This window comes from Actinomyces viscosus (assembly GCF_900637975.1).
Taxonomy (GTDB): Bacteria; Actinomycetota; Actinomycetes; order Actinomycetales; family Actinomycetaceae; genus Actinomyces; species Actinomyces viscosus.
The window spans coordinates 346641-369383 of record NZ_LR134477.1; the positions used below are offsets into that span (position 1 = coordinate 346641).

At 68.0% G+C, this 22743-nt stretch carries 17 protein-coding genes and 3 tRNA genes; 13 read left to right on the forward strand and 7 right to left on the reverse strand.

Going from position 1 to position 22743, the window contains the following annotated elements:
* The first annotated feature begins 62 nt into the window (after nucleotides 1-62).
* Nucleotides 63-581, forward strand: a complete 519-nt coding sequence (locus tag EL340_RS01590) for a PadR family transcriptional regulator (RefSeq protein WP_126413132.1) — start codon at nucleotides 63-65, stop codon at nucleotides 579-581.
* The gene (locus EL340_RS01595; RefSeq protein WP_126413133.1) at nucleotides 571-1206 is read left to right on the forward strand and encodes a GyrI-like domain-containing protein; all 636 of its coding nucleotides are present in this window, start codon (nucleotides 571-573) and stop codon (nucleotides 1204-1206) included. The genes EL340_RS01590 and EL340_RS01595 overlap by 11 nt, the downstream gene beginning before the upstream one ends.
* Here the strand turns inward: EL340_RS01595 and EL340_RS01600 are convergent.
* Entirely contained in the window at nucleotides 1203-3869 is a 2667-nt protein-coding gene (locus EL340_RS01600; protein WP_126415255.1) for a DEAD/DEAH box helicase, read from the reverse strand. The two genes, EL340_RS01595 and EL340_RS01600, sit on opposite strands and share 4 nt — an antisense overlap.
* A 209-nt stretch (nucleotides 3870-4078) precedes the next feature.
* Between EL340_RS01600 and EL340_RS01605 the strand changes: the two genes are divergently transcribed.
* From EL340_RS01605 to EL340_RS01625, 5 genes are all read left to right on the forward strand, one after another.
* A complete protein-coding gene (locus tag EL340_RS01605; protein ID WP_126413134.1) occupies nucleotides 4079-5632 on the forward strand; it encodes an alanine/glycine:cation symporter family protein in 1554 nt (517 codons plus the stop codon).
* Entirely contained in the window at nucleotides 5629-7083 is a 1455-nt protein-coding gene (locus EL340_RS01610) for an alanine/glycine:cation symporter family protein (protein ID WP_126413135.1), read from the forward strand. The genes EL340_RS01605 and EL340_RS01610 overlap by 4 nt, the downstream gene beginning before the upstream one ends.
* Before the next feature lie 14 nt (nucleotides 7084-7097).
* Nucleotides 7098-8564: an alanine/glycine:cation symporter family protein gene (locus tag EL340_RS01615; protein WP_408608556.1), complete on the forward strand. Its 1467-nt coding sequence runs from the start codon at nucleotides 7098-7100 to the stop codon at nucleotides 8562-8564.
* Nucleotides 8565-8782: 218 nt separating this feature from the next.
* Nucleotides 8783-10372 carry an alanine/glycine:cation symporter family protein gene (locus tag EL340_RS01620; RefSeq protein ID WP_126413137.1) on the forward strand — a complete coding sequence of 530 codons (1590 nt, stop codon included), beginning with the start codon at nucleotides 8783-8785 and terminating at the stop codon, nucleotides 10370-10372.
* Nucleotides 10373-10395: 23 nt separating this feature from the next.
* On the forward strand, nucleotides 10396-11220 hold the full coding sequence (locus EL340_RS01625; RefSeq protein WP_126413138.1) for a fumarylacetoacetate hydrolase family protein: 825 nt from the start codon (nucleotides 10396-10398) through the stop codon (nucleotides 11218-11220).
* Between the two features lie 33 nt (nucleotides 11221-11253).
* Here EL340_RS01625 and EL340_RS01630 read toward each other — a convergent pair whose 3' ends face one another.
* A complete protein-coding gene (locus EL340_RS01630) occupies nucleotides 11254-12480 on the reverse strand; it encodes a MalY/PatB family protein (RefSeq protein WP_126413139.1) in 1227 nt (408 codons plus the stop codon).
* A gap of 101 nt (nucleotides 12481-12581) precedes the next feature.
* Nucleotides 12582-13376, reverse strand: a complete 795-nt coding sequence (locus EL340_RS01635; protein ID WP_232023172.1) for a hypothetical protein — start codon at nucleotides 13374-13376, stop codon at nucleotides 12582-12584.
* Between the two features lie 265 nt (nucleotides 13377-13641).
* Here EL340_RS01635 and gltX point away from each other — a divergent pair, with 265 nt between their 5' ends.
* Nucleotides 13642-15258, forward strand: a complete 1617-nt coding sequence (gene gltX / locus EL340_RS01640) for a glutamate--tRNA ligase (RefSeq protein WP_126413140.1) — start codon at nucleotides 13642-13644, stop codon at nucleotides 15256-15258.
* A gap of 118 nt (nucleotides 15259-15376) precedes the next feature.
* On the opposite strand, the gene EL340_RS01645 is transcribed toward gltX, so the two are convergent.
* The 3 genes from EL340_RS01645 to EL340_RS01655 form a co-directional block, all read right to left on the reverse strand.
* Nucleotides 15377-16159 carry a serine/arginine repetitive matrix protein 1 gene (locus EL340_RS01645; RefSeq protein ID WP_126413141.1) on the reverse strand — a complete coding sequence of 261 codons (783 nt, stop codon included), beginning with the start codon at nucleotides 16157-16159 and terminating at the stop codon, nucleotides 15377-15379.
* A 125-nt stretch (nucleotides 16160-16284) separates the two neighbouring features.
* Complete coding sequence (locus EL340_RS01650; protein ID WP_126413142.1) at nucleotides 16285-17409, reverse strand: ISAs1 family transposase; 1125 nt, start codon at nucleotides 17407-17409, stop codon at nucleotides 16285-16287.
* A 144-nt stretch (nucleotides 17410-17553) separates the two neighbouring features.
* Nucleotides 17554-18333, reverse strand: a complete 780-nt coding sequence (locus EL340_RS01655; RefSeq protein ID WP_126413143.1) for a hypothetical protein — start codon at nucleotides 18331-18333, stop codon at nucleotides 17554-17556.
* Between the two features lie 327 nt (nucleotides 18334-18660).
* Here EL340_RS01655 and EL340_RS01660 point away from each other — a divergent pair.
* From EL340_RS01660 to EL340_RS01670, 3 genes are all read left to right on the forward strand, one after another.
* Nucleotides 18661-18732, forward strand: a tRNA-Gln gene (locus EL340_RS01660).
* A gap of 17 nt (nucleotides 18733-18749) precedes the next feature.
* A tRNA-Glu gene (locus EL340_RS01665) sits at nucleotides 18750-18822 on the forward strand.
* A gap of 40 nt (nucleotides 18823-18862) precedes the next feature.
* Nucleotides 18863-18935 (forward strand) — tRNA-Glu (locus EL340_RS01670).
* Between the two features lie 67 nt (nucleotides 18936-19002).
* On the opposite strand, the gene EL340_RS01675 is transcribed toward EL340_RS01670, so the two are convergent.
* The gene (locus EL340_RS01675) at nucleotides 19003-19887 is read right to left on the reverse strand and encodes a polysaccharide deacetylase family protein (protein ID WP_232023173.1); all 885 of its coding nucleotides are present in this window, start codon (nucleotides 19885-19887) and stop codon (nucleotides 19003-19005) included.
* A gap of 178 nt (nucleotides 19888-20065) precedes the next feature.
* On the opposite strand from EL340_RS01675, the gene EL340_RS01680 reads away from it, so the two are divergent.
* Together EL340_RS01680 and EL340_RS01685 are read left to right on the forward strand one after the other, a co-directional pair.
* Entirely contained in the window at nucleotides 20066-21700 is a 1635-nt protein-coding gene (locus EL340_RS01680; RefSeq protein ID WP_126415258.1) for a ribonuclease J, read from the forward strand.
* A gap of 15 nt (nucleotides 21701-21715) precedes the next feature.
* Nucleotides 21716-22693, forward strand: coding sequence for a PfkB family carbohydrate kinase (locus tag EL340_RS01685; RefSeq protein WP_126413144.1), 978 nt, complete (start codon nucleotides 21716-21718; stop codon nucleotides 22691-22693).
* Nucleotides 22694-22743: the final 50 nt, after the last annotated feature.

Sequence of the window (22743 nt, forward strand, 5' to 3'; positions counted from 1 at the left end):
CGGCTGTCAAAGCGGCTCGGCGATCGCCTTGCTCATATTTACTCTAGTGCTAGAGTATCGATGTGACCTCCGATGCCGACATCGTTGTCCTCTCCCTTATCGCCGAGCAGCCTCGCCACGGTTACGACCTTGACCGGGTCATTGAGCAGCGCGGCTACCGCCAGTGGACCTCCCTGGCCTTCTCCTCCGTCTACTACGTCCTGAAGCGTCTGGCGGAACGAGGGCTCGTCGAGGCCGACGACGGCTCCACGAGGCGTCGCACCGTCTTCCGTGTCACTGACGCCGGTCGGCGCGAGCTGCGCGAGGGAGCTGTTGAGCGTGTCCTCACTCCGACCCCGCCCGCCGCAGGGGTGCTCCCGGCGCTGGGCGCCTATCCCCGGCTCGACGATCCCGATCTGGTGACCGCGCTCGCGCACCGGGCCGAGGCGCTCCAGGAGGCCCTCAACCAGCTGCGCAGCCGGCGAGAGCAGGTCGATGAGGAGCATGCCCTGGCCATTCTCGACTACGAGATCCTGCGTCAGGAAGCAGATCTCACCTGGACCCGTACCCTTCTGAGGAAAGCAGGAAGCGATGAGGACTGACATCAAGAAGGACCGCAAGGACCTGTATCTGCCAACGGCGGCCGACTTCACGGAGGTGGAGGTGCCGGCCATGACCTACCTGGCGATCGACGGGCACGGTGACCCCAACACCTCGCCCGCCTACGCCACCGCGATCCAGGCGCTGTACGCGGGCGCCTACGCGATCCGTTCTGTTCTGAAGCAACGCACCGGTGACGACTTCGTCGTCGGTCCCCTTGAGGGGCTGTGGACGAGCCCGGACAGCTCCGCCTTCGTCGCCCTCGACAAGGGCGCGTGGGACTGGACCATGATGATCCCCCTGCCTGAAGCAGTCTCGTCCCAGGACATCGCCGAGGGGCTGGACCAGGCGGGGCGCAAGAAGCCCGGGATTCCGATCGGGGAGCTCCGGGAGCTCCACCTCACGGAGGGCAGGTCGCTGCAGATCCTCCACGTGGGCACCTACGACGCCGAGGCCCCCACCCTGGCGCGCTTGCACGACGAGGTCATGCCGCGCCTCGGACTCACCTGGAACGGACCCCACCACGAGATCTACCTCAGTGACCCCAGGCGCGTGGCTCCGGAGAGGATGAGGACGGTGCTGCGGCAACCGGTCAGGCCCGACTTCGGCGGCAGCGAGGCGGGCTAGCCCTGCTGCGGGCCCACGGACAGCAGGTGGACGACCGCCCGGTTTTCGCGATCGCACTCGGCCAGGTCCACCAGGGCCGTCAGGCGCCAGTCGTGGTCGCCGTCGGGATCCTCCAGGACCTGGGTGGCCAGCCACACCTGCCGCCCGGAGGTCTCCAGGGCCTCGCGCAGGCGCTCGCTGACCCCGGCTGCCGCCAGTGCCGTCTCATCGGGGGCCTCGTCGAGTGGTGCCAGCGAGATCGCGCGGGCGGAGGTGTCCGTGCCGATCCAGTCGTACTCCTCCCAGTAGCGCCCCAGCACCTCGTCCCAGCGGTCCTCGCCCCAGCCGGAGGAGGCGTCCAGGCGCCCCAGGGCCTCGACGTCGTCGCGCGCCATGAGCTCGACGCGCCGGAACATCTCTCGGCGCACCGCGACTCGGAAGGCGTGGCGGTTACGGGTGAAGGCCACCGTCCCGTCCTCGCCCGCGCCGAAGGCCCGCTCCACCCCCGCGGAGTCGTCCGCGCCAGGACGGTCGCCCTCCAGCAGGCCGGCGACCTCGACCGCCCTGCCCGCCTGCGCCTGGCCGAGCGCCTCCCACTCGTCGAGCAGGGAGGAGTCGACGGCGCGCACGAGCGCCCCCAGCCAGTCGATCAGCTCTGCGACCTCGGGCGTTCGGTGCTCGTCGGGCACCACCTGGCGCAGCGCCCGGTAGGCGTCGGTGAGGTAGCGCAGCACCACGCCCTCGCTGCGCCCCAGCTCGTAGCGGGAGATGAGGTCGGAGAAGGTCATCGCGTTCTCCACCATCTCGCGCACCACCGATTTCGGCGCCAGCTCGTGCTCGGCGATCCACGGGTTGGCCTGCTTGTACATCTCCAGGGCAGGACTCAGGAGCTCGGCCAGGGGCTGGGGCCAGGTGACCTCCTCCAGGGCGGCCATGCGCTCCTCGTAGTCCATCCCCTCGGCCTTCATCGCGGCGATCGCCTCACCGCGGGCGGCGCGCTGCTGGGCGTAGAGCAGCGGGCGCGGGTCGTCCAGGGTCGCCTCGACGACGCTGACGACGTCGACCGTGTGCTCCGGGGCCTCCACATTGAGCAGGTCCATGGCCGCCAGGGCGAAGGGCGCCAAGGGCTGGTTGAGGGCGAAGTCGGCCGGCAGGTCCACGGCCAGCCTGAGCCGGGGGTGCCCGTCGGCGGCCGCCTGGGCGCTGGAGACGTGCGTGAGGACGCCCGCCGTGCGCAGCGACAGGTAGATCTCCAGGGCGCGGCGCACGTGCCGGCGCCGTTGGGCCTCGGGCTCGTGGGCGCGCTCCAGCAGAGCGGCCATCGCCGCCACCGGGTTACCGGCGCGCTCCATGAGGTTGAGCACCATGGTGGTGGTGACCTGGAACTGACTGGTCAGGGTCTCCGGGGGCGCGTCGCGCAGCCGCTCGAAGGTCTTGTCTGTCCAGTTGACGCGCCCCTCGGGGGCCTTCTTGCGCACGATCTTGCGGCGCTTACGCTCGTCGTCGCCGGCCTTGGCCAGGGCCTTGGCGTTCTCGATGACGTGCTCGGGGGCCTGGACGACGACGTAGCCGCGGGTGTCGAAGCCGGCGCGTCCCGCCCGCCCGGCAATCTGGTGGAACTCGCGCGCGGTGAGGTGACGCTCCTTCGAGCCGTCGAACTTCACCAGCGAGGTCATGACCACCGAGCGGATCGGTACGTTGATCCCCACCCCGAGCGTGTCCGTGCCGCAGATGACCGACAGCAGGCCCTCACGGGCCAGGCGCTCCACGAGCCTGCGGTAGCGCGGCAGCATGCCCGCGTGGTGCACGCCGATCCCGGCGCGCAGCAGGCGCGAGAGCGTGGCCCCGAAACCACCGCCGAAGCGGAAGTCTCCCAGGGCGCGTGCCACCTCGGCCTTGCGGGACTTGGGCACCAGGTCGACGCTGAGGAGAGAGGTGGCGCGCTCGACCGCCTCCTTCTGGGAGAAGTGGACGACGTAGACCGGGGCCTTGTCCTGCCCCACCAGACGCTGGAGCAGCTCACCGATCGGCTCGACGACGTACTCCATCTCCAGGGGGACCGGTCGGACGGCATCGTCGACGACGGCGACCTCACGACCTGTGCGCTCACGCAGGTCGCGCACGAAGAAGGAGACGTCGCCCAGCGTCGCCGACAGCAGCACCATCTGCGCCTGGGGCAGCTCGAGGAGGGGCACCTGCCAGGCCCAGCCGCGCTGGGGGTCGGCGTAGTAGTGGAACTCGTCCATGACGACGCAGTCGACGTCCATGTCCTCGCCCTCGCGCAGGGACTGGTTGGCCAGGATCTCCGCGGTGCAGCAGATGATCGGGGCGGCGGCGTTGATGGAGGTGTCTCCGGTGACCATGCCGACGTTGTCCGCCCCGAACAGGCGCACCAGCTCGAAGAACTTCTCACTGACCAGGGCCTTGAGGGGCGCCGTGTAGTAGGAGCGGCCCCCGCGGGCCAGCGAGACGGTGTGGGCGGCCAGCGCGATCATCGACTTGCCCGATCCGGTCGGGGTCGCGGCGATGACGTGGCGACCCTCAAGGATCTCCGACAGGGCCTCGTCCTGGTGCGGGTAGAGCGGACGGCCGGTCGTCTCCGCCCACTCGGAAAAGGCCAGGTAGACCTCCTCGGGCTCGGGGACGCGCTCGGGGTCATCGGCCGGGATGAGGGCGTCGAGCATCGCGTTGAGGGCCGGAGCTGTCTGGGTGGTCACCGTGCCATCGTCTCACGGGGCCGGATGACAAACGATTCGGGAAGACGCGCGGGATTCCGTCGTCGGAAGGCCTCGCCGCGTCCTATGCAGCGACCGCGCTATGTCCCGGGCGCCGATTCGTGAGACCATGCGGGCCGTCCCCACCTGCTGCGACACCGTGAAAGGCCGAATCTCCCATGGATGCCCTAGCCGCCCAGCTCGAGGCGGTCTCGGACTGGATCACGCTCCACATCACCATGTGGGTGCTCGTCGGTACCGGGATCCTGCTGACCGTCCGCACCGGCGCCGTCCAGCTGCGCCGCCTGCCGGACATGTTCCGTCAGGTGGTCGGATCACGCTCAGGCGCACAGGGAGGAATCTCCTCCTTCCAGGCCTTCACGATCTCCCTGGCCGCCCGCGTGGGCATCGGCAACGTCTTCGGCGTGGCCGCCGCCCTCATCCTGGGCGGGCCCGGCGCGATCTTCTGGATGTGGGTCGTGGCCCTGGTTGGCATGGCCACCGCCTTCTTCGAGGCCACCCTGGCCCAGATGTTCAAGGTCCGCCACGCCGACGGCTCCTTCCGCGGCGGGCCCGCCTACTACATGTCCAGGGGGCTGCGCAGCCGCCCCCTGGGGGTGCTCTTCGCCTGCCTGACGATCTTCACCTGCGGCTTCTCCATCATCATGGTCCAGTCCAACGCCGTCGCCGGCGTCATCGGCCCGTACTCCCCGCTGAACCTGCCCCCGAACATCACCATCGCGGTGCTCGTGGGGCTCTCGGCGCTCGTGATCCTCGGTGGCGTGCGCCGGGTCGCCCGCGTCACCGAGTGGATGGCTCCCGTCATGGCCCTGGTCTACGTGGTCATGGCCGTCGTCATCGTGGCCCTCCACATCACCCAGCTCCCGGGCATCCTGGCCACCATCGTGTCCTCGGCCTTCGGTCCCTCCCCCTTCGCCGGGGGAGTCACCGGAGGAATGATCGCGGCGCTGACCAACGGCACCCGCCGCGGCCTGTTCTCCAACGAGGCCGGGCAGGGCACCGCGCCCTTCGCCGCCGCCACCGCGACCGTGGCACACCCCGTCCAGCAGGGGCTCATTCAGTCCCTCGGCGTGTTCATCGACACCATCGTCGTGTGCACCGCGACCGCCTTCATCATCCTGGTCTCCGGCGTCTACAGCCCCGCCCTGGTGGAGGCCGGCACCCTGAGCCCCGATGCCGCGGGCACCCTCACCTCCGACGCCGTCGCCGCCACCCTCGGCAGCTGGACGGCCGTGCCCATGGCCATCGTCATCTTCGTCCTGGCCTTCTCCTCCATCATCGCCGCCGCCACCTACTCCGAGGTCTCCATGACCTTCATCACCGAGCGGCCCGTATGGCGGTGGCTGCCCCGCCTGGTCTCGGTGGCCTCCACCTATCTGGGGGCGCTCGCCACCCTGACCGTTGTGTGGAACACCGTCGACATCACCATGGCCGTCATGACCCTGACCAACCTGGTCACCCTCATCTGGCTCGCCCGCTGGGGCTTGGGCGCGCTCAGGGACTGGGACGCCCAGCGCGCACAGGGACGAGCCGTCCCCGTCTTCAGCGGCGTCGGCAACCCGTACCTGCCCGGAGACCTCCCCGGCGACGTCTGGGGCGGTGAGCGCCCCCGGACCACCGAGCCGGACGAGCCCGATGAGACCGCCGACGCCGTTCCCGCAGCCACCCCGGCCAGCAGCCAGCCCGCCGCCTCGACAGGAGCCGACGCATGAACCTCGCCAGTATCGAGAACCTGCTCAACTCCGTCGACGACTTCTTCTACACCTACCTCCTCGCCGCGCTCCTCATCCTCGCCGGCATCTACCTGACCGCCCGCACCCGGCTGGTGCAGCTGCGCCACTTCGGCACGATGGTCAACTCGCTGTCCGGGTCGCGCTCCGGCGCCCAGGGCGGCATCTCCTCCTTCCAGGCATTCGCCGTGGGCCTGGCCGCGCGCGTCGGTATCGGCAACATCGCCGGAGTGGCCCTGGCCGTCGTGGCCGGTGGCCCCGGCGCCCTGTTCTGGATGTGGGTCGTCGCGCTCATCGGCATGGCCACCAGCTTCGTGGAGTCGACGCTCGCACAGATCTTCAAGGAGCGCGGGCGCGACTTCACCTTCCGCGGCGGCCCCGCCTACTACATCAAGAACGGCCTGGGATCCGCCCTGTGGGGTCGGGTCTTCGCCGTCCTGTGCATCGTCTCGGTGGGGGTCACCGTGGTCATGGTGCAGACGAACTCACTGGCCGAGGTCATCACGGCCACCGTTCCCAGCCTCTCGGGCTGGATGGTCGGGGTCTTCCTCGTCCTGCTGACGGCCCCCGTGGTCCTGGGCGGAGTACGCCTCGTGGCCCGTGTCGCGGAGTGGCTGTCCCCGATCATGGCCTTGGCCTACGTGATCGTCGCCGTGGTCGTCATCGTCCTCAACCTGGGTCGGCTTCCCGAGGTTCTCCTGAGCGTCATTGAAGGGGCCTTCGGTCTCAACGAGGCCTTCTTCGGTACGGCCGGGGGACTTCTCGCCGCGCTGCTCAACGGCGTGCGCCGTGGCCTGTTCTCCAACGAGGCCGGCCTGGGCACCGTCCCCAACGCCGCCGGTACCGCGACCGTCGCCCACCCCGTGCGCCAGGGACTCATCCAGTCATTCGGCGTCTTCGTCGACACGATCCTCGTGTGCACGGCCACCGGTCTGCTCATCCTGCTGGCCGTTGACACCTACCAGCCCGGCGACTCCTCCCTGGTCGGGGCGATCCTCACCCAGCAGGCCGTCGCCGAGCACCTGGGGTCCTGGACCACCTGGCCCATGGTGGTGCTCATCTTCGTCCTGGTGTTCTCCACGGTGCTGGGCTGCTACTCCTATGCCCAGGTCAACGTCAACTTCCTGGGAGGAGAGCGCCGGGCCGAGCAGGTCTTCGGGATCATTTTGACCGCCGCGGCCTTCGGCGGCACCGTCCTGAGTCTTCCCGTGGTGTGGGCCCTGTCCGACATCGCCCTGGGGCTCCTGGGCGTACTCAACCTCATCGTCATCATTCGCCTGGCCCCCTGGGTCATCGGAGCGCTGCGGGACTTCGAGTCGCAGCGTGCTCAGGGCATCACCGAGCCGGCCTTCGTCGGCCACGGAAACGCCCTCCTGCCCGGAGACGTGGTCCCCGGCGTCTGGGAGCCCGACGACGCAGCGAAGCGGGGCTGATCGCGATGGCATCGATGGCGCAGACCTCATGGGCGGACCAGATCGATACCGCTCTGTCCTCAACCTCGGATCTGCTCTACTCCTGGGTCCTCATGTGGCTGCTGGTGGGGGCCGGCATCTTCTTCACCGTCAGGACCAGGGGCGTCCAGCTGCGGCACACCGGCGCGATCGCCGCCTCGGTGTCGGGCTCCCGCGACGGGCGCCACGGCGGGATCACCTCCTTCCAGGCCTTCGCCGTCGGACTGGCCTGCCGGGTGGGAACCGGCAACATCGTCGGGGTGGCGCTGGCGCTCATCATGGGCGGGCCCGGCGCGGTCCTGTGGATGTGGCTCGTCGCGATCCTGGGAACCGCCACCGCCTTCAGCGAGGCCACCCTCGCCCAGCTGTTCAAGGTGCGCCGTGCCGACGGCACCTTCCGCGGCGGCCCCGCCTACTACATCTCCCGCGGGCTGCGGCTGCCGATCCTGGGCGGGGTGTTCGCCGTCGTCTTCCTCATCGCCAACGGCCTGGTCATGCCCATGGTGCAGGCCAACGCCATTACCGCCTCCCTCGCAGGCGCCGGCGGCCTGTCACCGAGCCTGGGGGCCGTCCTCGTCGTGGCGCTGACCGCCCCGGTTCTCCTGGGAGGCCTGCGCGCCATGGCCCGGGTGGCCGAGTACCTGGCCCCGCTCATGGCGCTGGCCTACCTGGCTCTGGTCCTGGCCATCCTCGTCACCCACCCGGTCCAGGCCTGGGAGGCGCTGCGCTCCATCGTCGAAGGCGCCTTCGGCCTGCGCCAGGGACTGGGAGGCCTGGCCGGGGGAGTGACCGCCGCACTGCTCAACGGTGTGCGCCGCGGCCTGTTCTCCAACGAGGCAGGACTGGGAGGAGCCGCATGCGCCGCGGGCTCAGCCACCGTCGAGCACCCGGTTCAGCAGGGATTCATCCAGGCCTTCGGAGTCGTGGTGGACACCCTGTTCGTGTGCACCGCGACGGCGCTCGCGATCCTGGTCGCCGGAGCCGACGTCTTCCAGCCGGGGACAACCGGCAAGGACAGTGCAGGAACTCTGACTCAGGACGCCATCGCCCACCTCGTAGGGGAGTGGAGCCGCTGGCCGATGGCGCTGCTCGTCGTTGTCCTGGCCTACACCACCATCATCGGGGCCTTCTCCTACGCCCAGGTCTGCCTGGACTACCTCACCGACCGCCCCTGGGTCTCCCGCGCGCTCCAGATCGGTGCTGTCATCTGCGCCGGCGTCGGAAGCGTGCAGCAGCTGACCACCGTGTGGACCCTGGCGGATGTGCTCCTCGGTGCCGGCGCCATCATCAACCTCGTTGCGCTCGTGCTGCTGAGCCGGTGGGTCGTCGGCGCACTGAGGGACTGGGAGGCGCTGCGAGGCTCCCCCTCGGCGGACGGGAGCCGCCCGGTCTTCCGCGGGAACTCCGAGTATCTGCCGTCCGCTCTGCCCGCAGGTGCCTGGGAGACACCGATAGCCCAGTAGATCGGCTGCATCGCGGTGGGTGACGGTGTCCTGTGTGCTCCCGGCAACGTCGGTACGGGGCTGTCACCGAATCGAAACACTGCATCCGTAGCCTTCGGAAGTACGACGGCGCCTCCCCGTCCTCTGACGGGGCGAGAGAGGGAAACCCTGTCCCTCGTGCCGGCCCTCGCACCGTCTCCTCGCCAGCGTCGTCATCCCACCCCTATGGAGGTTCTCACGTGCAACCGGTTCTGGCTTCCCTGAACAGCGCCGCATCCGGCAACAGCTGGACCGACTCCTTGGAGTCGTTCTTCAGCGAAGGCGCGGACATCCTGGACAAGGCCTCCGGACACCTGTTCCTCTATCTGCTCGCCTGGCTGCTCATTATCGGCGGTCTCTACTTCACCGTGCGGACCGGTTTCGTCCAGCTGCGCCTCTTCCCCTACATGGTGAGGGCGATCACCTCCTCCCGTGGTGGCAACGAGGGCGGGATCTCCTCCTTCCAGGCCTTCGCCGTCGGCCTGGCCTCCCGGGTCGGCACCGGAAACATCGTGGGCGTGGCCATCGCTATCACCATGGGCGGTCCCGGCGCCGTGTTCTGGATGTGGATCGTGGCCCTGGTGGGGATGGCCACCGGTTTCATCGAGGCCACCCTCGCACAGCTGTACAAGGTCACCCACCCCGACGGCTCCTTCCGCGGTGGCCCGGCCTACTACATTCAGCGCGGTCTGGGATCCAAGCCCGCTGCCCGGGTCTTCGCCGTTGTCATCACCTTCGTCTTCGGCTTCGCCTACGAGGCCACCCAGGCCAACACCATCGCGGCGACCATGAAGAGCACCTTCCACATTGAGCCGTGGATGACCGCCGTCGCTCTGGTGGTCATCACCACGCCGATCATCTTCAAGGGAATCAAGTCGGTCGCCGTCGTCTCGGAGTGGCTCGTTCCGATCATGACGGTGGTCTACGCCCTGATCGCCCTGATCATCCTGGTGCTGCACGCCAGCGCGATCCCGGGTGCCTTCGTCTCCATCTTCGAGGGGGCCTTCGGACTCGACCAGGCGTTCGCCGGGACCGCCGGCGGACTCTTCGCCGCCGCCCTCAACGGCGTCAAGCGTGGACTGTTCTCCAACGAGGCCGGTGAGGGGTCGGTTCCCAACATCGCCGCCACGGCCACCGTCTCCCACCCCGTGCAGCAGGGCTTCGTGCAGTCCCTGGGCGTGTTCGTCGACACGATCGTGGTGTGCACCGTCACCGCCCTCATCGTCCTGCTCTCCGGGGTCTACGATCCGCAGGCCGCCCAGGCTGACCCGGATACGGCGAATGCTGCTGCCAACACCCTGACGTCCGCCTCCGTCACCCACGTGCTCGGTGGCTGGGCGCAGTACCTCATGGCGATCATCATCTTCGTCTTCGCCTACTCCTCCCTCCTGGGCAACTACACCTACGCCCAGGTCAACATGGACTACCTTCAGGGCAAGCAGCACAAGCACTACGCCCTGCGGGGCATGATCATCGTGGCCACCGCCGTCGGATCCCTGTCCACCCTCACCTTCGTGTGGAACCTCTCCGACCTGGTCATGGGCGCGATGACCGTCATCAACATGGTCTCCATCCTCCTGCTGGGAGGGTGGGCCTTCGGTGCCCTGCGCGACTGGGAGGCCCAGCGTCGAGCCGTCGAGGCCGGGGAGAAGGAGGAGATCCGCTTCATCGCCACCGACAACCCCTACCTGCCCGGCAAGCTCCCCGGAGAGATCTGGGCCGCCGACGGACCCGCCCACGCCTCCATCATGGAGCGTCGCGCCGCACTGGAAGAGGCTTCGGGCAGCTGACCTCGGGGGCTAGGCTGGCACCTATGAAGATCGCACGATTCTCCACCGGCGACGACCCCCGCTACGGCATCGTCCAGGGGCTGCCCGACGGTGAGGTCGCCTCGGGCGAGTCCGAGGGGCACCTCCTGGTCCTCAGAGGAGACCCTCTCTACTCCCTGCCCGAGGCCACCGGGGAGGTCGTCGAGCTGAGCGAGGCCCGGTTGCTGTCGCCGGTCATCCCGCGCTCCAAGGTGGTGGGCATCGGGAAGAACTACGCGGACCACATCGCCGAGATGGGGGAGAAGGAGCCCGCACAGGACCCAGTCGTCTTTCTCAAGCCCAACACCTCCGTCATCGGCCCGGACGCACCGATCGTCCTTCCCCCCTGGAGCGACGAGGTCCACTACGAGGCCGAGCTCGCCGTCGTCATCAAGACCCTGGCCAAGGACGTTCCCGTCGACCACGCCGACGACGTCATCCTGGGCTACACGGTCGCCAACGACGTCTCGGCCCGTGATCGCCAGCGGGCCGAACCGCAGTGGGTCCGAGCCAAGGCCTTCGACACCTCCTGCCCCCTGGGCCCGTGGATCGACGTTCCCGAGCCCGGCCGTGCGCCCGTCTTCACGTCCGGCGACGCCGTGGTGCGAACCCGGGTCGACGGTCGCCTCGTCCAGGAGGGCTGTACTGCGGACATGATCCGTACGGTCCCCGAGCTGGTCTCCTACGTCTCAACGATTTTCACCCTCCTTCCCGGCGACGTCATCCTCACCGGCACCCCGGCGGGGGTCGGAGAGATCAGGGCCGGTCAGCGCGTTGAGGTCGAGGTCGAGGGAATCGGCGCCTTCTCCAACCCGGTGGTACGCCGCTGAGCCGATGACCTCGGCCCCGAGGGGCTATCGAGGTCAGGACGCTCCCGGACGAAGGCGACGAACCGCGTCACTGATGCGGCGCACCGTCTCCTCCTCGATCCGGCGGCCCGTGGCCAGGTTGAGACGGCAGAAACCCGACCAGGCGGCCCCGAAGGTCACGCCCTCGTTCATTGCGACGCCGGCCTCCTTGCGGAAGAAACGCGCCGGCTGCTCCAGACCCAGGTCTCGACAGTCCAGCCAGGCCAGGTACGTCGCCTCCGGGAGGGTCGGCTCTACTCCCTCAATACCGTTCAGGGCATCGCTCACCATGTCCCGGTTGGCACGGATGTAGGCACGGACCTCACTCAGCCAGCCCTGGCCGTTGCGCAGCGCGGCGATCGTGGCCAGCGCCCCGACGACGGAGGCCTCGGCCTTGAGATGAGAGCTGCCGGCGTCGGCGTCCCACTGCGTGCGGGCTCGGCCCGAGGCGATGAGCTGGGCGCACTTCAGACCCGGGATGTTCCAGCCCTTGGACGCGGCCGTCGCCGTGAACGTCAGGTCCGGGTCCGAGTCCGGACGGGAGGCGTAAGGGATGTGAGCCAGCCCTTCGTCGAGTACCAGTGGAGCGTGGATCTCGTCGGCGAAGACTGGTACCCCGTACGTCGAGGACAGCGTTGCGACGGTGTCGAGCTCGGCGGCTGAGAGGACCCGTCCCACCGGATTCCACGGGTTGCACAGGACGAGCAGCCCGGCCCCCGCGGCCATGGCCGATTCGATGCCGTCGAGATCCAGCACCCAGTGTCGCGCCCCCTTCTGCGCCGTGTGCGTCAGCGAAGGGACCTCGATGCACTCGCGACCGTTGCGGGCGGGAATCTCAAGGAAGGGCATGTAGGCCGGGGTGGGAACGATAACCGGTGAGCCCTCACGGGTGTGAGAGGCGATGACCGTGCTCAGTGACGAGAGCACGTCGGGGAGCAGACTCACCTGCTCGGTCCCCACCTGCCAGGCGAAGGCCTCGCGCTGGTAACGGGCCGTCTCCTCGCGTGCCGCCTCACTGACCGAGGGGGGCATGTAGCCCAGGAGACCGTCGTGCATCGCCCGGCGAATCGCCGCCTCCACCGCGGGGGCGGTCCCCAGGTCCATCTCCGCGACCCAGGCCCCGATGACGTCGCCAGGGTACTGGGTCCACTTCAGTGACCCGCGTTCACGCATCTGCTGCGGGGTCAGGGAGTCGAAGACCTGGGCCAGGGAGCCGGAGCCGTTGGCATCGGAGACAACCATGGATGGGATTCTAGGGGCACCGCCCGAGAATCCCATCCATGGGCTCCGCCCGTGAGAGAGGCACGGGCACTCATCGACTCACCGAGAACCGATGGGGCTCATCAGGTGTCCTTGGGCGACCTGCCCGAGTCCTTATTGTCGTTCTTGTCGCTGGGGGCGGTGGACTTGCCGTCGTCGGACCCGCTCCTCTTGTCGTCGCTCTTTCCTCCCTTGCCGGAACCGCCGTCGGACTCGCCCTCATCCATGTCGGCCGGACCGGGATGACTGATCGGGGTGGCTTTCAGCAGCGTCTCCATCTCGCTTGACGAGTAGGCGTCGACGGGGCAGGCGTACATGGCCTGGAGCATGACCGGTGTACTTGTCGTAGCGAAGACCCGCACGAACCGGGTGAGTTTGTAGTCCTTGTGGTCGGCACCGGTGTAGGTGAAGTCCAGTCGTCTGGTCTCGATGGCGTTGCCGTCAGTGTCCTTGACGAGGGTGAAGTCGTCCTGGGTGGGCTCGAAGGAGACGTTGGTGAAGTCCGAGGACTTCTGGTAAGCGTCAACCACCACCTCGGACTGGTAGTCCGACTCGGCGCGATCGCTCTTCGAGCTCTGGTCGTAGAGGTTCTGCGTCGCGGTGAACACGCAACCGTTCTGCTTATCCATCTTGTTCTTGCCGTCGGTGTCGTAGATCGTCACCTCCCAGCCCTGCTGGGACTGCGGGAACTCCCATGAGGGGGCCCAGCCGACGTTGCTGCTCCCACCGGCGTCGGAGGCCTTGTCCGATGGCTGCGAGCTCTTGGCGGACGAAGAGCCGGACGCCGAGGTGCTGGGGCGGGAGGAGGGAGATGAGTCGGATTCGTCCTGGCACGCGGCGAGCGCCGGGACGGCCAGGGCGAGGCTGAGTCCCACCATGAGGGGGAGCCTGAGCGCCGAGTGACGGTGACGACCAGGGTGTGACGGGGAACGTCGGGGCAGGGACATCAATGATCCTCCAGAGAGTGGGTGGGGAGCCGGTCGGTCCGGTCGAGATCGGGAACCGTCGTTATGTTTACTGAACACAGGCCGTCACGGTGAGCTGATGGTCTCAGAGCCGACGGTCTCACAGAGATGACGGTAATCGCCACCACGTCGTGCGGCCATGGGGAGAATGTCCCGTCGGGATACGCTTGTCCCCATCATGGCTGAACTCAGTGACCACTCATCCCCCCTCCACTCCGCGACCGCCGCTGCGGCTGACGTTCCGGCGCAGGGCTCATCGTCCGTGCGCGTGCGCTTCTGTCCCTCTCCCACGGGAACCCCTCATGTGGGCATGGTGCGCACCTACCTGTTCAACTGGGCCTATGCCCGCCACACCGGGGGCACCTTCGTCTTTCGGATCGAGGACACCGACGCCGCCCGCGACTCCGAGGAGTCCTTTGAGGCCATCCTGGACTCCCTGACCTGGCTGGGCCTGGACTGGGACGAGGGCGTGGGCAGGGGCGGACCTCACGAGCCCTACCGTCAGTCTCAGCGCATGGACCTGTACAAGCAGGTGGCTACCGAGCTGCTGGAGGCGGGCTACCTGTACGAGTCCTTCTCCACCCCCGAGGAGATCGAGGCCCGCCACCGCGAGCGCGGCGAGGACCCCAAGCTCGGCTACGACGGCTTCGACCGCAATCTGACCCAGGAGCAGAAGGAGGCCTTCCGCGCGGAAGGACGCCGGCCCGTCCTGCGGATGCGGATGCCGGACGAGGACATCACCTTCACCGACCTGGTCCGTGGCCCCATCACCTTCAAGGCGGGCAGCGTGCCGGACTACGTCGTCGTACGCGCAGGAGGGGAGCCCCTCTACACGCTGGTGAATCCGGTTGATGATGCCGCCATGGGGATCACCCATGTCCTGCGCGGCGAGGACCTGCTGTCCTCCACGCCCCGGCAGGTGGTGCTCTACCGGGCTCTCATGGACATCGGCCGGGCCCAGGTGGTGCCCGAGTTCGGGCACCTGCCCTACGTCATGGGGGAGGGGAACCGGAAGCTGTCCAAGCGCGACCCTCAGTCCAACCTCCTCATCCACCGGTATCGCGGCATGATCCCCGAAGGTCTCCTCAACTACCTGGCCCTGCTGGGCTGGTCGCTGAGCGCCGACCGCGACGTCTTCTCCGCCGTGGAGATGATCGAGGCCTTCGACATCCATGACGTCAACCCCAACCCGGCCCGCTTCGACCCCAAGAAGTGCGAGGCCATCAATGCCGAGCAGGTGCGGGCGCTGGAGGCGGAGGACTTCCGCGACCGGTTGGTGCCCTACCTCGCCGACGCCTACCCCGACCCGACCGGTGAGGTCGCACAGGTGCCACTGGTCTCGGCGGCCTCATTCGACGAGCTCTCCGCGCGCGAGCAGGAGATCCTGAACGCCGCGGCGCCTCTGATCCAGACCCGGATCCAGCTGCTGCGCGAGTGCCGCGACATGCTCGGATTCCTCTTCGTGCCCGATGACGACCTCGTCATCGACGACAAGGCCCGGGCCAAGCTCAAGGCCTCGGCGGGCGATGTGCTGGACGCCGGCATCCGTGCCCTGGAGGGCCTCGGTACCGAGCTGTGGGACAAGGACCATCTGGAGCAGGCGCTCAAGGCAGCGATCGTCGAGGGGCGGGGCATGCCCGACGGCGAGGGCATCAAACCGCGGTTGGCCTACGGTCCGCTGCGCGTCGCGGTCACCGGCCGACAGGTCTCCCCGCCCCTGTTCGAGTCCATGGAGATCCTGGGCGCCGACTCGACCCTCGCCAGGCTACGTTCCCTGAGAACCCGGCTCGGGTGACTACTGCCGCTTGAAGCGCTGGTGGGGTCGGGAACAGCGTGTTCCCGACCCCACCGGTTCCTGAGCGGAGACTCTCGCGAGCCACCCGAGCAGGGTGCTCGGCCGGCTCACAGGGCGATCACATGGGGCCGGCGTCGATTCCCTGAAGTCGAATACCTGACAGGATCGTGTGCCACTGATCCACCCCGATGAGAGAGCCCTGCGGGCACAGCAGCATGACCTCCATCTCGAATCCGGCGTCGCCCACACGCCGGTCGAAACGGTAACCGTCCATGGGGGTGTTGGGGGCGTCTGAGAAGTTCGCGGTCACGGAGAAGGTCTCCTCATATCCCGGGAAGGTTCCGTTGTCGTCGCGGACGGCGTCGATCACGGTGGGGCCCTGCGTTGTCTGGTATCCGGAGAAGATTGTCTGCTGACTTTTCAGGGCTGATTGAGACTGAATGTCATCACCGACTCCTCTGAGTCTGTAGTACCTCTCCTCGGCCTCGCTGGAGATGAAGCCGAAGCAGGCTGAGTTAGCGTTGACCGTGTACCCGTCGATGGTTCCGTTGGGGCCGGCCGAGTCCTTCTTGATGCGTTCATCGTCATGCGTCCACACCGAGGTGTCCTCACTGGTGATCGTGACACTCGGGGCGCTCCAGGGCGTCGCTGAGGCGGAGGGGGTGGCGGATGCCGATGGTGTGGCCGACTTGGAGGGGGAGGGCTTGGCGGAGGGGGTCTGCGAGCTGTCCTGCGAGCTGGTTGCGGAGGCGCTGACGGGTTCGACGGTGAGCTGGCCCTTGTGGGCGGGGCCGCAGGCGCTCAGCGTCAGACCGGCGGTCAGGCACAGTCCGAGGGCAAGGCAGCGAGTCGTGTGAGAGCTGCGACCGGAGTGGTGGCGGGAGGGTGAGTAAAGCGGCATGAGGCTTCCCTGAGGCTGTCGAGCGGAGTGGAGACGGGCAGAGGAGAGCCGCCGATCTAGTGAGCTCGACGGCTTCCGGCTTCCTGCTGGCCCTTCCCGTTACCCAGGGGGTCGGCAAAGTCGGTTTAGGTGGGGGTTTGGGTGAGTAGTCTGATGGCTCGTTTGGGTTGTCGTGACAGGGATCTGGTGGTGCTGGCGATGGAGGTGCCGGTGCCGTGGAAGAGTCGGATGAGGCTGATGGCCAGGTTACGCAGGGTGGCCATGACCTGTGGGCCGTTGCCGATGCGCAGCTGGTGGCGGTCCTCATCGAAGACCACGTCCCTGACCCAGTGAAGTCGGTTCTCGATTCCCCAGCGCCCTTGGACCCAGGCCGCGACGACCTCGGGCTGGGCATCGGTCATAGGGAGGGAGCAGATCAGGTAGACCACCTCAACATGCTTCCTGCTCTTGATGGTCCTGGTGCGTCGGAGCTGGACCACCTGCGCAGCCCCGGGGAAGTCCACCCAGGCGGGAGCCTCAATCGCCTTGGCAGCGCGCCGCACCCGCCGACCGTGACCGGCATCGACGCTTGAGACGGACGGGACACTCTTCCAGGGCAGCGCCTTGAGCGTCCTGCGAAGGGTCTTCTGGTTGCCCTTGACCGTCAGCACGTAGTGACCACCACGCCGGGTGATCCACCGGGCTGTGCCTGTCTGGGTGTGCATCGCATCGGCGCTCACCACCACCCCTTCCAGGTCCAAGGGTTCGAGAAGCTCCCTGAGCGCGGGGATCTCGTTGGACTTGCCTGCCACCCGCTGCTGGGTCGGTACGGCGCCGGTGGCGTGGTCCAAGGCGGCCAGGAGGTGCGGCGCTGGGTCCTTGCTGGTGCGGGCGCCGCGCATGGTCTTGCCGTCCACGGCGATCACTGTGCGGCCGTTGATGGTGCCGGTACGCGTGCACAACCATGACCTCAGGTGGGCGTCAACGTCAGCGGGGTCCAGGTCCTGCAGGACTCGGCGGATGGTCGACTCTGAGGGCAGGGCCTGGCCCGCCGCTAGTCCCAGGGCCTCCAGGTCGGCGCCGGTCAGGTCGGTGGTGCGCTCCCATATCGCCGTCAGGCTGCGACAGCCGGCCAGCACCCCGGTCACGGCCAGGGACAGGACCGTAGACAGGTTATGACGCACGCCCCGACGGTCCCTGGGATCAGCCACGTTCCTGAGAACCTGGACCAGGGGCCGGCGCGACAAGGCGGTCGTGGTGGAAGATGACATCGGCGCGGGCTCCCAGGACGAGGGGATGACTAGACACCACTCATCGTCCCTGCGGGGCCCGCGCCCCCCGTCCTAGCGACACACCACCCCCGTCAAAACGGCTCAGACACCCCCACCCACCAACTTTGCCGACCCCCTGCCCCGTTACCCCATGGCTCCGGCGTCGAGACCACTGACTCGCGTTCCGCTCAGGATGTCGTGCCACGTCTGAAGGTCGGGAAGGCTGCTCGGAGAGCACTGCAGGATGATTTCGAGAGTGGCTCCCTGATCTCCAACCTGTCTGAAGAACCGGTATCCGGAGACTTCGCTGTCGCCGGCGTTAGTGAAGTTGACTGTGCCGGTGTAGGCGACCTCGTAACCCGCGAGCGTGCCACTGTCATCGGGCATGACGTCGACGACGGTCGGTCCCGACGTCACCGTGTAGGCGGGGTAGTTTGCAGGCTGCTCCTGCACCTTGGACGAGGAGGCGGCGTTGTCCCTCGACGTACTCCTGTTTCTGTAGGTGTCCTGGGAGGACTGGTATCGGAGAACGCCCTGGCAGGTGTGGTCGTTGAAGAGGTATCCCCGGCTGATGAGGAAAGAGGTCTCCATCGGGAGACTGAGGAGGTTGTCGTCCTGCTGCCAGATATCGGTTCTCTCGTTGGTGATCGTGACACTTGGCATCGTCCATGCTGAGGCGGAGGGGGTGGCGGATGCCGATGGTGTGGCCGACTTGGAGGGGGAGGGCTTGGCGGAGGGGGTCTGCGAGCTGTCCTGCGAGCTGCCTGCGGAGGCGCTGACGGGTTCGACGGTGAGCTGGCCCTTGTGGGCGGGGCCGCAGGCGCTCAGCGCCAGACCGGCGGTCAGGCACAGGCTGAGGGCAAGGCAGCGAGTCGTGTGAGAGCCGCGACCGGTGTGGTTGCGGTGCAGTAGACGGGTGCGCATATGGCCTCCCAGAGGGTCATGGGGTGAGCAGGAACTTGTGCGAGTCTAAGGGATGTCTCCGCTGACGCGCTCGGTTGTGGGCGGGAGCGCGGGGACGGCAGAAGGGCGCAGAAGGACCTGGTGGCTCGCGTGCTACGGGGTGTCTGGGGTGCCTATGGGGAGCCCGGGCCGGTTCGACGGCCTGAGTCGAGGGTGTGATGCAGGCGGGGGAGCCCATCGTGCCCGTCGTGTGTCTGTAGTCACCTTGCGATGATTTGGCGGTACCGGGGAGGGCGTGTAGATTACTGCCCGCTGCCTCGGCCGCAAGTCGTTCGAGGTGAAGCCCTTTGGGGTATGGTGTAATTGGCAACACGACTGATTCTGGTTCAGTTATTCTAGGTTCGAGTCCTGGTACCCCAGCGGATCTTCTGATCTAAGCCCCCATCGTTTAGTGGCCTAGGACACCGCCCTCTCACGGCGGCGGCGCCGGTTCGAATCCGGCTGGGGGTACGAGGGTCTGGTTGTCGTTCTCGATGACTGGACTGTCACAGCCCCCATCGTTTAGCGGCCTAGGACACCGCCCTCTCACGGCGGCGGCGCCGGTTCGAATCCGGCTGGGGGTACGGGAGATGAAGGTCCGCACCACCTGCAGGTGGTGCGGACCTTCATGGTCATGTCTGCGACGACGATCTATGTCAGCTCGCTCTGATGCTCTGAGGCGGAGGAAAGCAGGTCGCTGCCCGTGGTGATGGTGAGTCCTTGCCCCTGTAAGGAGCGCACGGCGCCCTCCAGCGCGGCGAACAAGGCCTCGGAGGGCTGCGTGCGGCCGTCGTGGCACAGCACCACCGATCCGGCGCCGGCCACGTCCTTGACGGCGGCAGCTGCTGAGGCGGAAGGAGTGTGAACGCTCCACAGCAGCACGTCCAGCCCTTGCTGGGAGGCCACCATCATGGCCGGCGCGTCAACCCGGCCGTAGGGAGGGCGCCACAGACGCGGAGACGGGGCCCCTGCCGCCGTGATCGCCTCGCAGGTCCTGCGCACTGAGTGGGTCAGCTCCGGAAAGTCCACGCCGTAGACGTCCGTGTGCACCCAGTTGTGGACGGCCACCTCATGCCCTTCAGCGACCTCCCGTGCAATCAGCTCGGGGTGGGCCTGCGCTGCGGATCCCAGGACGAAGAAGGTGGCCCGTGCCTGCAGCCTGGCCAGCATGTCGAGCACGAGCGGAGTCCAGCGAGGGTCTGGTCCGTCGTCGAAGGTCAGAGCCAGCTTTCCCGACTCCCCGCCCGTCTGGAAAACCGTCCGTGCGCCAAGAGCCCGGCCGGGGGCCGAGGGGCGCGGAGCGGTCCGTGCGGTGGGGGACAGGTGGGTCTCCCGCCATCGGGAGACTCCTGCCGCAGTGCCCGCACCCAGAAGACCGGTGGCCGTCGCCAGCGCCGTCACCCCAAGGAGGCGCCGTCGGCCTCTCATCCGGTCGCTCGCAGCGCTGCGTGAGGGCTGAGGGGCGTCTGCGGAGTGGGCGCCGTCCTTGGTCGTATCTCCCGTATCCCCCGCAGCGCTCCGGCTCTCGATCGTCACCGGTACATCGTAGAACGCATCTCAGAGAACCCTGAGTGCCTCGTGAGGTGTTGCGACACTGAGACGGATCTGGACCGGATGAGGCCGGATCAATCGATAACCGAGGGATCCTCGGTAGGATGCCCGCGTGACGAACTTTCCCGCGCTGAAGACCCCCGGCCCCCTCACCGACGGCGCCATGCGCATCACCCCCTTGGGAGGCCTGGGTGAGGTCGGCCGCAACATGACCGTCTTCGAGCTCGACGGCAAGCTGCTCATCGTCGACTGCGGCGTGCTCTTCCCGGAGGAGGACCAGCCCGGCGTCGACCTCATCCTCCCCGACTTCTCCTCCATCGAGGACCGCATCGACGACGTCGTGGCCCTGGTGCTCACTCACGGGCACGAGGACCACATCGGAGGCGTGCCCTACCTGCTGCGCCTGCGCGAGGACATCCCCCTGGTGGGCAGCGAGCTCACCCTGGCCTTCGTGGAGGCCAAGCTCAAGGAGCATCGCATCCACCCGGTCCTGCGTCAGGTCGTCGAGCACGAGGAGGTCTCCTACGGCCCCTTCGACCTTGAGTTCGTGGCCGTCAACCACTCCATTCCCGACGCCATGGCGGTCATGATCCGCACCGACGCCGGCAATGTGCTCGTCACCGGTGACTTCAAGATGGACTCCCTGCCCATCGACGGGCGCATCACGGACCTGCGCTCCTTCGCGCGCTTCGGTGAGGAGGGAGTGGACCTGTTCTGCGTGGACTCCACCAACGCCGAGGTTCCCGGCATGGTCGGCCACGAGGGTGAGATCGGCCAGGTCCTGGACAACATCTTCGCCGACTCCGACGGGCAGATCATCGTGGCCTCCTTCGCCAGCCACGTCCACCGCGTCCAACAGGTCCTCGACGCCGCCGCCCTGCACGGCAGGCGAGTCGCCCTCGTAGGACGCTCCATGGTGCGCAACATGGGGATCGCCGCTGAGCGCGGTTACCTCAAGGTTCCCGACGGCGTCCTCATCGACGCCCGTGACATCACCTCGCTGCCTGCGCACGAGAGGGTCCTCATGGTCACCGGCTCCCAGGGCGAGCCGATGGCGGCCCTGTCCCGGATGGCGCACTCCGAGCACCGCAGCGTCACCATCGAGCCCGGCGACACCGTCATCTTCGCCTCCTCCCTGATCCCGGGCAACGAGAACTCCGTCTTCCGGGTCATCAACCAGCTCATGCGGCTGGGGGCGCGCGTGGTCCACCAGGGCAACGCCAAGGTCCACGTCTCCGGACACGCCTCCTCCGAGGAGCTGCTCCACGTCTACAACATCGTCCAGCCCCGCAACGTCATGCCCATCCACGGCGAGATCCGTCACCTGGTGGCCAACGGCGGACTGGCCGTCAAGACGGGAGTCGCCCCCGAGCAGGTCATGCTGTGCGAGGACGGAGTGGCGGTCGACCTGGAGGGGGGAGTCGCCCGCATTGCCGGCCAGGTTCCCTGCGGCTACATCTATGTCGACGGCTCCTCCGTGGGGGAGATCGACGAGGCCGAGCTCAAGGACCGCCGCATCCTGGCGGAGGAGGGCTTCGTCTCCGTCTACGCCGTGGTGGAGACCACGACCGGAACCATCCTGGCCGGCCCGCACATCCAGGCCCGGGGCATGGCCGAGGACGACTCGGTCTTCGAGGAGATCCTCCCCGACGTCACCGAGGCGCTGTCCGCCGCGCTGAAAACAGGTAAGGCGGACGCCTACTCCCTCCAGCAGGTCATGCGCCGCACCCTGGGACGATGGATCGGGCGCCGGCTCAAGCGCCGTCCCATGATCGTCCCGGTCGTCATAGAGGCCTAGGGGGCTGCTTACTGCATGACTCTGTTCCGGCCCGCGTGCTTCATATCCACCGGATCCATCCTCATCGACATCCCCCTTCACGTCAGCCGGGTGCCGACGCCGGGAGGGGCGATCACCGGGGCCTCGTCGGGCCCGGTCGTGGGCGGCGGGTACACGGTGGTCTCGGCCGCCGCCCGCCAGGGCGTCCCCGCCGCCCTGGCAGCCACCCTGGGAACCGGACCCAACTCCGCACGGGTACGCGAGTCGATGCGCCTGGACCAGGTCGAGCTGCTCGTCGAGGAGCTCGTCGGGGACATCGGCACCTGCACCACGCTCATCGAGCCCTCGGGGCGACGAACCTTCATCACCACCGCCGGTGTCGAGGGCGAGCCCCAGCGGGAGGACCTCGAGAGTCTCGACCTGAGAGAGGGCGACTGGGTCTACGCCACCGGCTACGACCTGGCCCACTACACGAGCCGGGGCATCCTGGCCGACTGGCTCCTGTCGATCCCCGACGGCGTCGGACTGGTCATCGACCTGGGCCCGGTCCAGCCCGACATCCCCGACCAGGTGCTGCTGCCGCTACTGTCCCGGGCGACGATGCTGACCGGAAACGACCTGGAGATGAACCGTCTCGAGGAACGGCTGGGAGGCCCGAGCGCCATCCGTGAGGCCTGCCCCCGGGCGCTCATCGTCCGACGTACCGGGGCCCACGGCTGCGTTCTGCACCCGGTCGACGGCGATCCGATCGAGGTCCCCGGTTTCGTGCGTGACGTCGTGGACACGACGGGAGCCGGGGACACCCACACCGGCGTCCTGGTCGCCGGGCTCCTCGACGGACTCGACGTCGTTGAGGCGGCCAGGCGGGCCAACGCGGCCGCTGCCCACGCCGTGGCCTGTATCGGGCCGGCACAGGCGCCGCGCCGCGAGGAGATCGACGGCTTCCTCCAGGAGAGCCCTGAGCGGCCCCAGACGCCCGACGAGGCCCGGCACCGGGGCGGCGCCCGTCCCTGACGGGGGTCCTTCTGAGAAGGTGACGTGTCTCCGGCTGTCCGAGGCGGCGT

Bases quoted from the DNA above. Each gene is read 5' to 3' on its own strand.
- EL340_RS01595 (WP_126413133.1), top strand. From the start codon at position 571: ATGAGGACTGACATCAAGAAGGACCGCAAGGACCTGTATCTGCCAACG.
- EL340_RS01600 (WP_126415255.1), bottom strand. From the start codon at position 3,869: ATGCTCGACGCCCTCATCCCGGCCGATGACCCCGAGCGCGTCCCCGAG.
- EL340_RS01605 (WP_126413134.1), top strand. From the start codon at position 4,079: ATGGATGCCCTAGCCGCCCAGCTCGAGGCGGTCTCGGACTGGATCACG.
- EL340_RS01610 (WP_126413135.1), top strand. From the start codon at position 5,629: ATGAACCTCGCCAGTATCGAGAACCTGCTCAACTCCGTCGACGACTTC.
- EL340_RS01615 (WP_408608556.1), top strand. From the start codon at position 7,098: ATGGCGCAGACCTCATGGGCGGACCAGATCGATACCGCTCTGTCCTCA.
- EL340_RS01625 (WP_126413138.1), top strand. From the start codon at position 10,396: ATGAAGATCGCACGATTCTCCACCGGCGACGACCCCCGCTACGGCATC.
- EL340_RS01630 (WP_126413139.1), bottom strand. From the start codon at position 12,480: ATGGTTGTCTCCGATGCCAACGGCTCCGGCTCCCTGGCCCAGGTCTTC.
- EL340_RS01635 (WP_232023172.1), bottom strand. From the start codon at position 13,376: ATGGTGGGACTCAGCCTCGCCCTGGCCGTCCCGGCGCTCGCCGCGTGC.
- gltX (WP_126413140.1), top strand. From the start codon at position 13,642: ATGGCTGAACTCAGTGACCACTCATCCCCCCTCCACTCCGCGACCGCC.
- EL340_RS01645 (WP_126413141.1), bottom strand. From the start codon at position 16,159: ATGCCGCTTTACTCACCCTCCCGCCACCACTCCGGTCGCAGCTCTCAC.
- EL340_RS01650 (WP_126413142.1), bottom strand. From the start codon at position 17,409: ATGTCATCTTCCACCACGACCGCCTTGTCGCGCCGGCCCCTGGTCCAG.
- EL340_RS01655 (WP_126413143.1), bottom strand. From the start codon at position 18,333: ATGCGCACCCGTCTACTGCACCGCAACCACACCGGTCGCGGCTCTCAC.
- EL340_RS01680 (WP_126415258.1), top strand. From the start codon at position 20,066: ATGCGCATCACCCCCTTGGGAGGCCTGGGTGAGGTCGGCCGCAACATG.
- EL340_RS01685 (WP_126413144.1), top strand. From the start codon at position 21,716: ATGACTCTGTTCCGGCCCGCGTGCTTCATATCCACCGGATCCATCCTC.